This window comes from Myroides guanonis, assembly GCF_900114085.1.
Lineage (GTDB): Bacteria > Bacteroidota > Bacteroidia > Flavobacteriales > Flavobacteriaceae > Flavobacterium > Flavobacterium guanonis.
Genome location: NZ_FORU01000002.1, coordinates 25,413 through 40,322, shown reverse-complemented (window position 1 = coordinate 40,322; position 14,910 = coordinate 25,413). Strand labels below are relative to the sequence as shown.

At 34.4% G+C, this 14,910-nt stretch carries 16 protein-coding genes; 13 read left to right on the top strand and 3 right to left on the bottom strand.

Annotation, left to right across the window (positions count from 1 at the left end; genetic code table 11):
- The first annotated feature begins 2 nt into the window (after positions 1-2).
- From BM024_RS02215 to BM024_RS02205, 3 genes are all read left to right on the top strand, one after another.
- The gene (locus BM024_RS02215; protein ID WP_090677833.1) at positions 3-1,361 is read left to right on the top strand and encodes a UDP-N-acetylmuramate--L-alanine ligase; all 1,359 of its coding nucleotides are present in this window, start codon (positions 3-5) and stop codon (positions 1,359-1,361) included.
- A gap of 105 nt (positions 1,362-1,466) precedes the next feature.
- Entirely contained in the window at positions 1,467-2,159 is a 693-nt protein-coding gene (gene radC / locus BM024_RS02210) for a RadC family protein (RefSeq protein ID WP_090677832.1), read from the top strand.
- A 47-nt stretch (positions 2,160-2,206) separates the two neighbouring features.
- Positions 2,207-2,908 carry a YjjG family noncanonical pyrimidine nucleotidase gene (locus tag BM024_RS02205; RefSeq protein ID WP_090677831.1) on the top strand — a complete coding sequence of 234 codons (702 nt, stop codon included), beginning with the start codon at positions 2,207-2,209 and terminating at the stop codon, positions 2,906-2,908.
- Between the two features lie 33 nt (positions 2,909-2,941).
- Here the strand turns inward: BM024_RS02205 and BM024_RS02200 are convergent, their stop codons facing one another.
- On the bottom strand, positions 2,942-4,219 hold the full coding sequence (locus tag BM024_RS02200; protein ID WP_090677830.1) for a replication-associated recombination protein A: 1,278 nt from the start codon (positions 4,217-4,219) through the stop codon (positions 2,942-2,944).
- Positions 4,220-4,407: 188 nt separating this feature from the next.
- Here BM024_RS02200 and BM024_RS02195 point away from each other — a divergent pair, with 188 nt between their 5' ends.
- The 4 genes from BM024_RS02195 (at position 4,408) to BM024_RS02180 (ending at position 7,366) form a co-directional block, all read left to right on the top strand.
- The gene (locus BM024_RS02195; protein WP_090677829.1) at positions 4,408-5,184 is read left to right on the top strand and encodes a rhomboid family intramembrane serine protease; all 777 of its coding nucleotides are present in this window, start codon (positions 4,408-4,410) and stop codon (positions 5,182-5,184) included.
- 222 nt (positions 5,185-5,406) lie between these two features.
- Positions 5,407-6,060 carry a sigma-70 family RNA polymerase sigma factor gene (locus BM024_RS02190; RefSeq protein WP_090677828.1) on the top strand — a complete coding sequence of 218 codons (654 nt, stop codon included), beginning with the start codon at positions 5,407-5,409 and terminating at the stop codon, positions 6,058-6,060.
- Complete coding sequence (gene folE / locus BM024_RS02185) at positions 6,057-6,686, top strand: GTP cyclohydrolase I FolE (RefSeq protein ID WP_090677827.1); 630 nt, start codon at positions 6,057-6,059, stop codon at positions 6,684-6,686. The genes BM024_RS02190 and folE overlap by 4 nt, the downstream gene beginning before the upstream one ends.
- An 11-nt stretch (positions 6,687-6,697) precedes the next feature.
- The gene (locus BM024_RS02180) at positions 6,698-7,366 is read left to right on the top strand and encodes an FAD-binding oxidoreductase (RefSeq protein WP_090677826.1); all 669 of its coding nucleotides are present in this window, start codon (positions 6,698-6,700) and stop codon (positions 7,364-7,366) included.
- Between the two features lie 87 nt (positions 7,367-7,453).
- Here BM024_RS02180 and rlmB read toward each other — a convergent pair whose 3' ends face one another.
- Both rlmB and BM024_RS02170 read right to left on the bottom strand, forming a co-directional pair.
- Positions 7,454-8,188: a 23S rRNA (guanosine(2251)-2'-O)-methyltransferase RlmB gene (gene rlmB / locus BM024_RS02175; protein ID WP_090677825.1), complete on the bottom strand. Its 735-nt coding sequence runs from the start codon at positions 8,186-8,188 to the stop codon at positions 7,454-7,456.
- Between the two features lie 40 nt (positions 8,189-8,228).
- On the bottom strand, positions 8,229-9,884 hold the full coding sequence (locus BM024_RS02170; RefSeq protein WP_177190147.1) for a BamA/TamA family outer membrane protein: 1,656 nt from the start codon (positions 9,882-9,884) through the stop codon (positions 8,229-8,231).
- A 318-nt stretch (positions 9,885-10,202) separates the two neighbouring features.
- Between BM024_RS02170 and rpsL the strand changes: the two genes are divergently transcribed.
- From rpsL to rplD, 6 genes are all read left to right on the top strand, one after another.
- A complete protein-coding gene (gene rpsL / locus BM024_RS02165) occupies positions 10,203-10,583 on the top strand; it encodes a 30S ribosomal protein S12 (protein ID WP_090677823.1) in 381 nt (126 codons plus the stop codon).
- A 25-nt stretch (positions 10,584-10,608) separates the two neighbouring features.
- Entirely contained in the window at positions 10,609-11,085 is a 477-nt protein-coding gene (rpsG, locus tag BM024_RS02160) for a 30S ribosomal protein S7 (RefSeq protein WP_090677822.1), read from the top strand.
- 21 nt (positions 11,086-11,106) lie between these two features.
- The gene (fusA, locus tag BM024_RS02155) at positions 11,107-13,242 is read left to right on the top strand and encodes an elongation factor G (protein ID WP_090677821.1); all 2,136 of its coding nucleotides are present in this window, start codon (positions 11,107-11,109) and stop codon (positions 13,240-13,242) included.
- Positions 13,243-13,253: 11 nt separating this feature from the next.
- Positions 13,254-13,559, top strand: coding sequence for a 30S ribosomal protein S10 (gene rpsJ, locus BM024_RS02150; protein ID WP_026710316.1), 306 nt, complete (start codon positions 13,254-13,256; stop codon positions 13,557-13,559).
- A 101-nt stretch (positions 13,560-13,660) separates the two neighbouring features.
- Positions 13,661-14,278, top strand: a complete 618-nt coding sequence (gene rplC, locus BM024_RS02145) for a 50S ribosomal protein L3 (RefSeq protein WP_090677820.1) — start codon at positions 13,661-13,663, stop codon at positions 14,276-14,278.
- Complete coding sequence (gene rplD / locus BM024_RS02140) at positions 14,278-14,910, top strand: 50S ribosomal protein L4 (RefSeq protein WP_090677819.1); 633 nt, start codon at positions 14,278-14,280, stop codon at positions 14,908-14,910. Before rplC ends, rplD begins: the two co-directional genes overlap by 1 nt.

The window sequence follows — 14,910 nt, the reverse complement described above, 5'->3', positions numbered from 1 at the left end:
TTATGCGTATACATTTTATCGCAATTGGTGGAAGCGCCATGCATAACCTCGCTTTGGCGTTATATGATAAGGGAGAGGAAGTAACAGGAAGTGATGATGCTATCTTTGAGCCATCGAAGTCAAGATTAAATAAAAAAGGATTGTTACCTGAGGAGGAGGGATGGTTTTCAGAGAAAATCACTTCTGATATTGATGTAGTCATTTTAGGTATGCATGCGAAGGCTAATAACCCTGAACTACTAAAGGCAAAAGAACTTGGATTGAAGATATTGTCATATCCAGAGTTTATTTATGAGCATTCCAAAAATAAAACTCGAGTAGTTATTGGTGGATCGCACGGTAAGACTACGATTACTTCCATGATACTTCATGTTATGAGCTATCATGATGTTGAAGTAGATTATTTAGTAGGTGCGCAATTAGAAGGGTTTGACCGTATGGTCCATCTAACTTCACAAAATGATTTTATGTTGATAGAGGGGGATGAGTATTTGTCATCAGCTCTAGACCCTAGACCCAAATTTCATTTGTACAAACCCAATATTGCGCTGATTAGTGGTATTGCATGGGATCATATAAATGTGTTTCCGACTTTTGAAAGTTATAAGGAGCAGTTCAGTATTTTTGTTGATAAAATTGTAAATGGTGGTATATTAATTTACAATGAATTAGATGAACATGTTGTTGATATTGTAAGTAATACTTTTAATCCTATTCGCAAAATAGCTTATGGATTGCCTGGGTATTCTATTCAAGATGGAATTACGTTACTTGAAACTAATGAAGGACCAATGCCTTTAGAAGTGTTTGGTGAACATAATTTAAGTAATATTAATGGTGCAAAATGGGTGTGTCAGAATATGGGGATAGATGAAGATGATTTCTATGAGGCTATTGCTACTTTTAAAGGGGCTTCTAAACGATTGGAGCGAATTGCAAAAGAATCAGAAGCTATTATATTTAAAGACTTTGCACATTCGCCGAGCAAAGTAATCGCTACTACAACAGCTGTTAAGAAGCAATATCCAGATAAAAAGCTAATTGCTTGTTTGGAATTACATAGTTATAGTAGTTTGAATGCAACGTTTTTAAAAGAGTATAAAGGAGCCTTAGAATATGCAGATGAAGCCGTTGTTTTTTATTCTAAAAAAGCATTGGAGTTGAAGGGGTTAGAGATTATTAGTGAGGGAGAAATGATTGATGCGTTTGACAAGTCAAATTTGAAGTGTTATACAGACTCTGCTGAATTTAAAAAGTATTTAGATGGTTTGACAATTAAAGACAGCGTTTTACTTTTTATGAGTTCAGGAAATTATGGAGGAATAGATTTAGAGTCTTTTTTTACTTATTTAGGTGAATAAGATCTTTAGGTGATGTGTTGAAAGTTAAAAAAGATAAGGGTATGTTGCTGAAAACCAATATTAAAATTTAACTTTAAGTAATTTTAAATTAAAATATTGAGTATTATGGGATTACTGAAAACCTCTATCACACAATGGGCAGATGATGACAAGCCAAGAGAGAAGTTAATATTAAAGGGAAAAGCTTCACTTAGTGATGCAGAACTTTTGGCTATATTAATAGGGTCTGGAAATAGGAATGAAACTGCTGTATCTTTAAGTCAGCGAATATTATTACAATGTCAAAATAATTTAGGACTTTTAAGCAAGCAAAGTCTTCAGCAGTTAATGACATTTAACGGAATTGGAGAAGCGAAAGCTGTATCAATTGTTGCGGCTTTAGAATTGGGTAGAAGAAGACGTATGGAAGAAGCTATATTGCTTCCTGTAATACGTTCGAGCCAAGATGTATTCGATTTAATGCAACCTCATATCGGCGATTTAGGACATGAGGAATTCTGGGTTATATTTCTCAATAACTCCAATAAAGTTGTTCATAAAAGACGACTTAGTATGGGAGGTATAACAGGAACAATTGTTGATATTCGTATCCTTTTTAAAATTGCTCTTGAATATGAGTCCGTTGGTATAATATTGTGTCATAACCATCCGTCTGGAAAATTGAAAGCTAGTGATGAAGATAAATCACTTACAAAAAATGTTCAAAGTGCTGCTGAAATACTTGATATTAATTTACTAGATCATGTAATTATTACAGATCAGGGTTTTCTTAGTTTCGCTGAAGAGGAATTAATATAAAGGATATGTTGCTTGAGTTTTGAATAGATTACCAAATTAATGATTTTATGTATATAATAAATAAGGAAGTTAAAACAGATATTTTTTTTGATTTAGATCATACTTTGTGGGATTTTGAAATTAATTCTGCAAAAGCTTTTGAGAGTGTCTTTAATAACCATGATGTTTCATTTTCATTAGAAGAATTTCTGCATTATTACGTTGGTATTAACGAGGCTTATTGGTATCGTTATAGTCTTAATTTAATTACTCAAGAAGAATTGAGGCTTGGTAGATTAAGTGAAACTTTTAAAAAATTAAATTTTAGAGCTGATTTGGATTTAATAGAAAGGTTTTCAAATTGCTATCTTGAGGAATTACCAAAAAACAACTATTTATTTGAAGGAGCTTTGGAATTGTTGGACTATTTGAAAGATAGATATGCCTTACATATATTGACAAATGGTTTTCAAGAGGTTCAGTTTAAAAAAATTGAAAATTCCAAAATTGATTCTTATTTTCAGACTATAACTAACTCCGAAATGGCAGGGGTAAAAAAACCTGACCCTCTAATTTTTAAATATGCATTGAAACAAGCTGGTGCGACTCCTGAGCAAAGTGTTATGATTGGCGATAATTTAATTGCTGATATTAAGGGGGCTTTGGATGTTGGTATTGATGCTATTCATTTTAATCCTTTAATGAGTTCAGTGGATTCTTCCTCGACTCTTAGAGTGAGTCATTTATTAGATATAAAAAATATTCTATAGACTTCTTGAATGTTTTTTAAATAACAATGTTCCTTAATAGTTGTATTTTAAACTCCACCTATTTTTCAGGAAATCTCTTATTCCTTTTTCACGAGGATTTTGACCAGGTTCATAAAAAACGGTACCACTAATTTCATATGGAAGGAATTCTTGTTCAACAAAGTTGTTTGTGTAGTCGTGTGAATATTTGTAGTCTTCTCCGTACCCCAATTCTTTCATTAATTTTGTAGGAGCATTTCTTAGATGTATAGGTACTGAAAGGTCTCCTGTTTGTCTGACTATTTGTTGTGCTTTTCCTATGGCTAAATAGCTTGTATTACTTTTAGGGGAGGTTGCTAGGTATACAGCACATTGACTAAGTAAAATACGGCTTTCTGGGTGTCCTATTACTGAAACGGCTTGAAAAGTATTGGTCGCCATTATAAGTGCTGTAGGATTGGCGTTTCCTATGTCTTCCGAAGCGGATATTACAAGTCTTCTGGCGATAAACTTTACATCTTCTCCTCCTTCTATCATTCGGGCTAACCAATACACGGCTCCATTTGGGTCACTTCCTCGTATGGATTTTATAAATGCAGAAATAATATCGTAATGTTGTTCTCCGGTTTTGTCGTATAAGACTGTGTTTTTTTGAACGGTTTTCATTACCAAGTCATTCGTAATCTCACTTAATCCTTCTGGCATTGCATTGATGATGAGTTCGAAAGTATTGAGTAATTTTCTTCCATCACCTCCTGAAACTCTAAAAAGCGCTTCTGTTTCAGTTAGAATAATATTTCTTTTTTGAATTCTTAGGTCTTTTTTCATAGCTCTCTCCAGAAGTGCTTGTAAATCATCTTTTGTGAATGGATTGAGTGTATATACTTGACATCGCGAAAGCAAGGCTGGAATTACTTCAAAGCTAGGATTTTCTGTTGTTGCTCCAATGAGTGTTACCCATCCTTTTTCTACGGCTGCTAATAGAGAATCTTGTTGTGATTTGCTGAATCGATGTATTTCGTCTATAAAGAGAATAGGGTTTCTTGCTGTAAAGAGTCCTGAATTTGTCTTTGCTTTATCTATAATTTCTCTAATGTCTTTAACCCCAGAATTTATGGCGCTTAAAGCATAGAATGGTCTTTCGCTTTCTTTTGCAATAATTTCTGCTAGGGTGGTTTTACCAGTTCCTGGAGGTCCCCAAAATATTAATGAAGGAATAAAACCTGTTTGTAGTTGACGGGTTAATATTCCATTTATACCAACTAAGTGTTCTTGACTGATATATTCTGATAGTGTTTTGGGTCTAATTCTTTCGGCTAGAGGTGCTTCCATTATATTTGTTATATGTCTCAAAAATACAACCTATAGCGTGTATTTAAAAATTAGTTTGTAAAATATGTTGTCTTGTTTGTGTTTTAGGATAGTAGGTTTTGGTTTGTGGATTATTTCATTGTAATTCTGTTTTTTAGATTCTAATTTTTATCTTTAGCTTTTCATGTGAATGAGTACTTTTAAATTTTATGGATTCTAAACCTTCCCCAATTTCAGCTGATATAGTTCTATTACCTATAGTTTTTCTAATGGTGATATGGTTGGTGTATTGGATGGATTGGAAAGATTATTTACAATTGTATCAATATGGTGTTTATCCTAGGAGTTTAAAGGGATTACGTGGTGTTATTTTTAGTCCTTTTATACATGGTGGACTTCGTCATTTGTATAATAACTCTGTGGCGTTATTGGCCTTGCTTTTAATGTTACAGTATTTTTATAAGGGATTGGTATGGAAGGTTCTTGGTTGGGGTATATTATTATCTGGTTTAGGTACTTGGTTGATTGCTCGTGAGAGTTATCATATTGGTGCTAGTGGTCTTATATATGTTTTAGTGAGTTTTATGTTTTTTAAGGGATTACTCAGTAGATATTATAGGTTGGTTTCTTTGTCTTTGCTTATCGTAGTTTTCTATGGGAGTATGGTTTGGTATATGTTCCCTGATATCGAAGATGGAATTTCTTGGGAGGGACATTTGAGTGGTTTTGTGACTGGATTGATTTTAACGTTGTTTCTTAAAACACCTACTTATGCTCAAAGAGTTTATAAGTTTGAATGGCAACGACCTGATTATAATTCGGAAGAGGATCCTTTTATGAAATGCTTTGACGAAGATGGTAATTTTATTATTATTCCTAAGGAGTTGGATGATGAGCATTGGAAGAGCAATAGTACGAATCCATATAGGGTAACTTTACCTGTTGTTTATAGTACAACTTATACTTGTAATAGTTTTACTAAGTAAAGCCGGTTGTTTTTCTTTTTGTGGTATCTATCGATGCTGTAAGTTTTTATTTTTTTATCGGGTCATCAGTTGTAGTGTTTTTGTGGATATTACTTTTTACTTAATTGCTTTACCTTTTTGTATCTTTAGATAGTGTTCAGAAAATAGTTTTGAATTTCTGTAACCTCAGTATTGTTTTTGTACTCTATGTATATATAGTCTGGGTTTAAAGTAAATAGTAATATGGGGGATATACAAATGGACGATATAGAAATTGTCCAAAAAATACTTAATGGTGAAAAGCAGTTCTATGAGTTAATAGTGAGGCGTTTTAATCCGGTCTTGTATCGAATTGGGCGTGCTTATAATCTTTGTCATGAAGATACTCAGGATGTAATGCAGGAATCCTTTGTGGATGCTTATAGAGGGCTGGGGGGATTTAGGAATGAATCAAGTTTTAAAACTTGGATTAGTAGAATAATGATTAATAGGTGTTTCCATCATTTTCAGAAGAACAGAGTAACTGATGGCCTAATGATTTCTATAAATGACAATAATGAAGTGATGCGTAAGGATTCAGAAAACGAAGCAGATAAAGGGGTTATGCAAAGAGAGTTAGCAAATATGTTGGAGGATTCGATGAGTAGAATTCCACTTGAGTATAGAATGGTTTTTATTCTTAGGGAAGTTAATGGTATGAATACAGATGAGACAGCAGAATTACTCGATATTACTCCTGGTAATGTAAAAGTTCGTTTGAATAGATCAAAAGCGCTGTTACGTAAAGAAATTGAGAAATCGTTTGATGAACAAGCTTTGTTTGAGTTTCATTTGCGTTATTGTGATGAAATAGTGAATAATGTTATGCGTCTGATTAATTTAAAGAGTTTATTATGAAAAAAGTAATGGATTTCGAAGGGACTGATACTGTTGCTGAATTGAAGCAGAAGGTCGATTTTAGTGATGAGGAAAAAGTAAATAGAATTTCTGGGCTTTTTAGTGAGATTATGGAGACTTTAGGATTAGATCTTTCGGATGATAGTTTGAAAAATACTCCGAATCGAGTAGCTAAGATGTATGTGAAGGAAGCTTTTAGTGGTCTTAATCCTAAGAATAAGCCTGCGATTAGTTTGTTTGATAATAAGTACGGGTATCGACAGACGCTGGTTGAGAAGGATATTACTTTGTATTCTCATTGTGAGCATCATTTTGTGCCTATAATAGGTAAGGTGCATGTGGCTTATGTTCCTTATGATTCTGTGATAGGTCTTTCTAAGATTAATCGTTTGGTTGATTATTTTGCAAAAAGACCGCAGGTTCAAGAGCGATTAAGTGTTCAAATAGGCGAGGGGCTGATAGAAGCATTAGGGCATCAAGATGTTGCGGTTTATATAGAGGCAAATCATTTGTGTGTGGCCTCAAGGGGAATTCGTGATACTAATAGTTATACGGTCACCGAGTTTTTTTCAGGAGTTTTTGAAGATGAACGTATGCAACAGAGGTTTTTAGAAAGTATTAAATAATATTTTTAGGTATGGAAAGAGTAGCGAGAATAAAGAGTATGGAGGCCATTACAATAGATGTGATTCGCTTTCGATTAGAGAAACCAGATTCAATCCAGTATAAACCTGGTCAGGCTGTAGATGTTTCTATTAAGCGGAAAGGTTGGGAGAATGAGTTAAGAGCATTTACTTTTACTTCTTTAACCACTGATGATTATCTTGAGTTTTGTATAAAAACATATCCAGACCACCATGGCGTAACAGAACAATTAAGGGCACTAACTACTGCGGATAGTTTTATTTTACATGATGTGTTTGGAACTATTGAATATAAAGGACCTGGATTGTTTATTGCCGGAGGTGCAGGGATAACCCCTTTTATCGCTATTTTTAAAGAGTTAGAGCGCACTGGGCAAGTAGGAGGGAACAAGTTGTTATTTGCTAATAAAACAAAGGCAGATATTATCTTGAACGATTATTTTAAAAGGTTGTTAGGAGGGCAATTTATAAATGTTTTATCTAGTGAAGAGGTTGAAGGGTATGAGCACGGTTATGTCACTGAAGCTTTAATTCGAAAATATGCTGATGCGGGGTTGAAGTATTTCTATTTATGTGGTCCTGACCCTATGATGAATGCGGTTGAAGCTAGCTTGCATATTATGGGAGTTGCAGAAGAATATATTGTACGTGAACAGTTTTAACAAATCGCTACACAAAACAAAGACGCCTTACTTGTGATTTCATCGAAAGTAAGGCGTTTTTTTAAGTATAATTTTAGTAATAGAAGCTTATCGTCTCTGTCTTAGTGTTTCGTATAAAAAAGCACCGCAAGCTACTGAAACGTTTAATGAGGCTATTGAACTGTGTATTGGTAGTTTTGCAGTTTCGTCTATAATTTTTAAAACTGAGGGGTTTATTCCTCTGTCTTCGCTACCCATAATAATAGCTAAAGGTTGGTTGCATTCTACATCATAGATTTCTTTCGAAGCTTTCTCAGATGCTCCTAATGTAGTAACTCCTGAGCTTTGTAAATAGAATACAGCATCTTTAATGTGGTCAACTTTACAGATAGGAATGTTGAATACTGCTCCTGCGGATGTTTTTACCGTATCCCCGTTTACTGGTGCAGCACCATTCTTAGAGATTATTATACCGTCTACTCCACAACAAGCTGCTGTTCTTATAATAGCACCAAAGTTTCTAGCATCTGATATTTGATCTAATATTAAGAATAATGGTTTTTCTTTGGTTTCTATTGTTTTCTCTACAAGTTCTTCTAAACTAACAAAAGAAATAGGGGATATGGAAGCTACTGCTCCTTGATGGTTTTTACTTGTTAGTCTGTTTAGTTTTTCAATAGGGACATAAGAGAAATTAATGTTATTTTTTCTCATTGATTTGAGTAGATCACTCATTAAATCGCCTTGAGCTTCTTTCTGAATGAATACTTTGTCGATATCCTTTCCTGCTTCAATGGCTTCGATAATTGCTCGAATACCAAATATTTGATTGTCTTGTTCCATGGTGCAAAGATATATTTTTAGATTGAGTAAGTGAATTTGTTTAAAAAAAAGTTGACATACTTATATGTATTGTTGTGTTTTCGAAACTCATTTTTTCTTTTGGGGTTTTTCCGTTTGCAAAAGCTAGCTTAAAATGACTGTTTTTGGTGAGTATTCCCATGCCAAAACCAAATGAATATAAATGGTTGGATTGTTCTGATTGAGGGTCTTTTGTGTAGGCATAATCTAGAATAGAGTTAAAAGACAAGTTGGAGCTTATTTGTATTCTGTATTCTGTGTTTATAATAGAAAAAGCTTTTGCAGTTAGACTGTTTTCTTGGAATCCTCTTAAGGTTTGGGTTCCTCCAAATCTTTTTAGTTCGTTAAAATAATAATTGTCACTTAACAGAAAGTAGGTGTTCCATTTTATATAGAATAGATTGGTTGGTGTTACTTCGAAGTTTTTAGATGCTATGAATTCTATAAAAGATTGGTTGTTATTATCTGTTTCGGAATTTCGTTTCCCGGTACCTAGTTTTAGATATATTTGATGATCTATAGGGAATAGTATGCGTTGTTTGTTTAGTTGACTATACTCATAGTTAATGGTAAAGTATTTACTGTCGTAGTTTTTGAGTATTGGTGATTCTTCGTTGGTGGCGGAGTTTATAGTTTGGTAACCAAGAAAGATTTTGTTTTGGTGATTTAGATAATAACCTAGGCCGAGTTCTAATTCTGTGTTTTGATAGGTGCTGTCTTGTTTTTGGATTTCAAAGCTTCCCTTTAGAGCGATAGAAGTTTTGAAGAGATATGGAATTTCTGCTTTAAAGTTAAAGTCTGATTGTTTTTTTCCATTGTTCTTCCAAAGCAATTCAAAAAGTTCTGCTCTATTTAAAATATTGTTTAGTTTTAGGTCTAAGTAGCCGTTTAGTTTTAGTTTGCCATCTTCGTCGTTATTAAATCCTACATATCCATCAAACTGATTAGTGTTCTTTTTGTTTAGATAGAGATATACATAGGTGCTATCTGTAGTGAATAATGTTTCGGTGGGTTTGTTGGTTTTAATGAAGTTGAAACTTGAAATTTTGTCATTTATTTTACTTATAGTTGTTTCTGAGTAGGTTTGATTAATCTCCTTCTTTAAACTTGTTTGGATTATTGCGATTGGGATTTTGTCATTACTTACTATTTCAATTTTGTTAAGTGTCCTTCTTTTGTTTAGTTCTATATGTAAATCACAGTATAAGGTGTCTTTGTGTATTTCGTGGTTGATAAATTGTAGTACGCTTGTTCCGTATCCGTTTTGTTCTAATTTGTCTAAAAATTGGTTTATTCTAGATTTAGTTTCTTGAAATGGAATGGTTAGGTTGTTTGTTTCTGTATTTGTGATTTTTTTAGATAGACTATCTAGGTTGGTTGTGTTTATAACTAGAGTTGTGGTTTTTGGACCTAATTGATATGTGTAAATTGTTATGCTGTCTTTTTTATTATTTTCTTTAGTATAAGCTAAATAACCCAAGTCATTTAATTTAGCTTCAAAAATATTTATTGTATTGTTTATGGAATTATAGTTAGTGTGTAGTGAGAGATAGCTTGTTGATTGGATGATATTGTCTTCTTCTTTATTTTGGCTCTCGATTTTTAAAACTATATTTTTTTGGCCTAAACATATTATGGAGTTGAATGTTATAAGAAGTATTGAGAGGATTGCTTTCAAGGCTTAATGTTTTAAGCGGTTAGGTGTTTTTGTCGGATTCTTTTTCATAATAATCACAAATATATAGTTTTATATATTGTAGTTGTTTGTTTGATTTTAAAAATGAGGCTGTCTTTTATATTAGAAAATACAGATGTTTTAGTGTGTGTTTTAGTGTGTTTTATGATTAGGGCTTTGTTTGAAAGTTGTATGATGTTTTTTTTAGATGCGATTGAAAATTAATGAATTGGGTGTTGGAAAAACAAAATAATCTTTCTACATTTGCAACCCCATATAAAGTGGGGAATTAATATATAGTAGAATTTATTAATAAACATTATGCCAACAATTCAACAATTAGTAAGAACAGGGAGAACCCAATTGACTAAGAAGAGTAAATCGGTTGCCTTGGATTCTTGTCCTCAAAGAAGAGGGGTTTGTACGCGTGTTTATACCACTACGCCAAAAAAACCTAACTCTGCAATGCGTAAAGTTGCAAGGGTGCGTTTAACAAATGGTAATGAGGTAAATGCTTACATCCCAGGAGAAGGACACAATCTGCAAGAGCACTCGATAGTATTAGTTAGAGGTGGAAGAGTAAAAGATTTGCCAGGTGTTAGATATCACATCGTACGTGGAGCTTTAGATACTGCCGGAGTTAACGGTAGATCACAAAGAAGATCTAAATACGGAGCGAAACGCCCTAAAGACAAAAAGTAATCGTTTAAACGTTTAAGAAAAAGACATGAGAAAAAGACAGGCTAAAAAGAGACCTCTTTTACCGGATCCGAAATTTAATGATCAGTTAGTGACGCGTTTCGTTAACAATTTAATGTGGGATGGTAAAAAGTCAACAGCTTTTAAAGTGTTCTATGATGCTTTGGAAATTGTAGAAGAAAAGAAGCAAGACGAAGAAAAAACTTCTTTGGAGATTTGGAAAGATGCTTTAACTAATGTTATGCCGCACGTAGAAGTTCGTTCTCGTCGTGTAGGTGGTGCAACATTCCAGATTCCAATGCAGATTCGTCCGGATAGAAAAATTTCTATGGCGATGAAATGGATGATTCTTTATGCTAGAAGACGTAATGAGAAATCTATGCCTGCTAAATTGGCTGCAGAGATTTTGGCTGGAGCTAAAGAAGAGGGTGCGGCTGTGAAAAAGAAAATGGATACTCATAAAATGGCTGAGGCGAATAAAGCATTCTCTCACTTTAGATTCTAATCCGAAAAGAAATATATTACCATGGCTAGAGATTTAAGATATACAAGAAATATTGGTATTGCTGCTCATATCGATGCTGGTAAAACAACTACTACAGAACGTATTTTGTTTTATACAGGTGTGAACCATAAGATGGGAGAAACTCATGAGGGTTCTTCTACTATGGACTGGATGGAGCAAGAAGCTGAGCGTGGAATTACTATTCAATCAGCAGCGACTACTTGTAAGTGGAATTTTCCTACTAAACAAGGAGAGAAGATTAGCGAGTCAATGGAGTATCACTTTAATATTATTGATACCCCGGGACACGTTGATTTTACAGTTGAAGTGAATCGTTCTTTACGTGTATTAGATGGGTTGGTTTTCTTGTTTAGTGCAGTTGATGGTGTTGAGCCACAGTCTGAAACTAACTGGAGATTAGCTGATAATTACAAAGTTCCTCGTATGGGATTTGTAAATAAAATGGACCGTCAAGGTGCAAACTTTTTAGCAGTTTGTCAGCAGGTTAAAGATATGTTGAAGTCTAACGCAGTGCCGATTGTTTTGCCAATTGGTGATGAGGCTGACTTTAGAGGTATTGTTGACTTGGTGAAAAACCGTGCAATCGTATGGCATGATGAGAATCATGGGTCTACTTTTGATATTGTTGAGATTCCGGTAGATATGTTGGATGATGTTAAGCAGTATAGAGGGCAGTTGATTGAAGAGATCGCTGCTTATGATGAGAATTTGCTAGAGAAATATATGGAGGATGAGAATTCAATAACTGAAGAGGAGATACACGTTGCTTTACGTGCTGCTACTTTAGATATGAGTATCATTCCTATGTCTTGTGGTTCTTCGTTTAAAAACAAGGGTGTTCAATTTATGTTGGATGCAGTATGTCGTTACTTACCTTCTCCAATGGATAAGGAAGGTATTGAGGGGATTAATCCTGATACTGAAGAGCCTGTTGTTCGTAAGCCATCAGTAACTGAACCGTTCTCAGCATTGGCGTTTAAAATAGCAACTGACCCTTATGTTGGTCGTTTAGCTTTCTTTAGAACATATTCTGGGCATTTAGATGCTGGTTCTTATGTGTTGAATACTCGTTCTGGAAATAAAGAGCGTATTTCGCGTATTTATCAAATGCATGCTAATAAACAAAATCCAGTTGAATATATTGAGGCTGGAGATATTGGAGCTGCTGTTGGATTTAAAGACATCAAAACAGGGGATACGCTTTGTGATGAAAAACATCCAATTGTTTTGGAGAGTATGAACTTCCCAGATCCTGTTATTGGTATCGCTATTGAGCCAAAAACAAAAGCGGATGTTGATAGAATGGGTATGGCTTTGGCTAAATTATCTGAAGAGGATCCTACTTTTACAGTTAAGACAGATAAGGCTTCTGGACAAACAGTTATCTCAGGAATGGGAGAGCTTCATTTAGATGTTATTATCGACCGTATGAGACGTGAGTTCAAGGTAGAGGTGAATCAAGGTGAGCCACAAGTTGAATATAAAGAAGCGTTGACTCGTGTTGCTGATCATAGAGAGGTTTACAAGAAGCAATCTGGAGGTCGTGGTAAATTTGCGGACATTGTGTTTAAAATTGGACCGGCTGATGATATTGATGGTAAAGCAGCTGTTGGATTGCAGTTTGTTAACGAGGTTAAAGGAGGAAACGTTCCTAGAGAATATATTCCTTCTGTTGAGAAAGGATTTAAAGAGGCTATGAAACAAGGTCCTTTGGCTGGGTTCGAAATGGATTCAATGAAGGTTACTTTGTTAGATGGATCATTCCACGCGGTTGACTCTGATGCACTTTCTTTTGAATTGGCTGCTAAAATGGGTTATAGAGACTCAGCGAAAGCTGCAGGAGCTGTTATCCTTGAGCCAATTATGAAATTGGAGGTATTAACTCCAGAAGAAAACATGGGAGATATCGTTGGGGATTTAAATCGTCGTCGTGGACAAATCAACAGCATGGATGATAGAAATGGAGCTAAGGTGGTTAAAGCTTCTGTTCCGTTATCAGAAATGTTCGGATATGTTACTACATTGAGAACGTTGTCATCAGGTAGAGCTACTTCAACAATGGAGTTCTCTCACTATGCTGAAACACCTTCAAATATCTCTGAAGCAGTAATTGCAAAAGCAAAAGGAAACGCTTAATCTTTAAGAAAATGAGTCAAAAAATTAGAATAAAATTAAAATCTTACGATCATATGTTGGTTGATAAATCAGCAGAGAAGATTGTTAAGACTGTAAAAAGTACAGGAGCTGTGGTAACTGGACCGATTCCATTACCTACACATAAAAAGATATTCACGGTTTTACGTTCACCTCACGTGAATAAAAAAGCTAGAGAGCAATTTGAAGTTAGTTCATACAAAAGATTGCTAGATATCTATTCTTCATCTTCTAAAACAATTGATGCTTTAATGAAATTAGAGCTTCCAAGTGGTGTAGAAGTTGAGATAAAAGTGTGATAAATACATACTAGAGTTTTAAATCAAGTATCAGGGTTTGACCTGATACTTTGATTTTTTCAATAAAAATGAATAAAATCAATAATTAATAATTAATATTTATGTCTGGGTTAATTGGAAAAAAAATCGGCATGACTAGTATTTTTGACGAAAATGGAAAAAACATTCCATGTACAGTAGTTGAAGTAGGTCCATGTGTCGTTACCCAAGTCAGAACCACTGAGGTTGACGGGTATGAAGCGTTGCAACTAGGTTTCGATGACAAGACGGATAAACACGCTATTAAAGCTGAGTTAGGTCACTTTAAAAAAGCGGGAACATCTGCCAAAAGAAAAGTCGTTGAGATCAAAGAATTTGAAACGGAGTATAAGTTAGGTGATGTTATCACTGTTGACTTGTTCCAAGAAGGAGACTTTGTAGATGTTCAAGGTGTTTCTAAAGGAAAAGGTTTTCAAGGGGTTGTTAAGCGTCACGGATTTGGTGGGGTTGGTCAAACAACTCACGGTCAAAAGAATCGTTTAAGAGCACCAGGTTCAATTGGAGCTTCTTCTTATCCTTCAAGAGTATTCAAAGGAATGCGAATGGCAGGAAGAATGGGAGGAGATAATGTAACAGTTCAAAACCTTAGAGTTTTAAAAGTAGTAGCTGAAAAGAATCTACTTATTGTTAAAGGAGCGATTCCTGGACACAAAAACTCTTATGTAATCATTCAGAAGTAATGGAAGTAAAAGTTTTAGATATCACAGGTAAAGATACTGGAAGAAAAGTTGAACTTTTGGATTCAGTATTTGGTATAGAGCCAAACAAGCATGCAGTATATCTTGATGTTAAGCAGTATTTAGCTAATCAAAGACAAGGTACTAGTAAAGCGAAAGAAAGAGCTGAGATTGCGGGAAGTACTCGTAAGATTAAAAAACAAAAGGGGACTGGTACTGCTCGTGCAGGAAGTATTAAAAATCCTTTGTTTAGAGGAGGAGGAACAATTTTTGGACCTAGACCTAGAAGTCATTCTTTTAAATTGAATAAAAACTTGAAACGTCTGGCTAGAAAATCAGCGTTTTCAATAAAGGTTCAAGAATCGAATGTGATAGTGGTTGAAGATTTTAATTTTGATACACCAAGCACGAAAAAGTTTATTAACGTTTTGGGTGCTTTGGGGTTAGAGAATAAAAAATCTTTATTTGTATTGGGTGATTCAAATAAAAATGTATATTTGTCCTCACGCAATTTAGAGAAGACTTCTGTAGTAACTAACTCAGAATTAAGCACTTACGCTATTTTAAATACGTCTAGCTTGATCTTAACAGAGGGTTCTTTGGAAGGAATTGTGGAAAATTTAAGTAAACAATAG